1 pseudogene is annotated in these 1230 nt (G+C 35.5%); it reads left to right on the top strand.

Going from position 1 to position 1230, the window contains the following annotated elements:
- Positions 1–1230, top strand: a pseudogene (locus ACVC2P_RS06480) (hypothetical protein); the annotation flags it as partial.

Below are 1230 nucleotides of genomic sequence, written 5' to 3'. Positions count from 1 at the left end.
TAGAATAACTGTTGATGGAGCAAACTATACTAATAGAATACCTGCAAGTACTAATACATTAGGTTTTGATGCAGCAACATTTCATTTATCAAATCCTAGTAATAGTATTATAGACAATGATCAAACTTCAGCCACTATTAGGCTTACATCTAATCAAGAAACGTATGGATTATTTCTTGTAGGATTAGCTGTAGATGTATGGTTGCCAGACTTAGCTCCTATTACATTAGTACCTACACCTCCATCTACAATAGCACAAGATCCGGGATCAACAATGTCATTTGGTTTTGATATTGAAAATAATGGAAACGATAATGCTATAAATGTTCAAGTAACATCAACTATAGCTCCAGAAGTAGATTTAGTTGAACCAATTACTGGATTACCAACTGGAATAACTTATACTTACAATTCCTCGACAAAGATTTTAACTTTCTTTATAGCTAATGGGCTTGCTGATGTAGGAGCCCCTCCATTAAGTGTTAATTATCAAATAATAGTTAAAGATGAATGTTACTTTTTAGAAGGTAGTTGTTCTTCAAGTTTTTCTTCTCAATTTACTGCCACTTATAATGGAGTATTAAACCCTAATTTACAAACAACAGTGACCTCTAGTTCTGTTGATAATTGTGGTATTGGAGATGAATTACCAACAATAATACAAATAAATCAACCTAATGAAGCAACATGGCTTACAGCTTTAGGTAGTTTAGATAGAACTGTTGAATGTAATGACCTTACAGGCTTAGCTGATGCCCAGAGTTTAGCACCTATAGCTTCATGCCCTAATTTAATTCCAATAAAAACAGCAGGAAGTTTTATAACCGATCCTAGTTGTAATGATAATGGTAGCTATACAAATACTTGGAATTTTACTGACGCATGTGGTAGAACTATTGCCAACTTTGTTCAAGTAATAACTATCCAAGACTCTACTCCTCCAACATTTACTGCACCCGCAGATATTGAAATATTTACAGATGCATCATGTAACTATGATGCTGGAGTAAACATTACGGGAGATGTTACAGACGAAGCAGATAACTGTTCTGCAACACTAGACGCGACCTATACAGACACTATAGTCGCTGGAACTTGCGAAGGATCGTTTATTATTACCAGAACATGGACATTAACAGATAGCTGTGGTAACACTGCGCCAGAACAAACGCAAACCATCACGGTGTCCGATAATATCGCACCAACATTTACTGCACCTGCAGATATTGA

The organism is Pontimicrobium sp. MEBiC01747, assembly GCF_053601635.1.
This window is presented reverse-complemented; position numbering and strand designations above follow the sequence as displayed.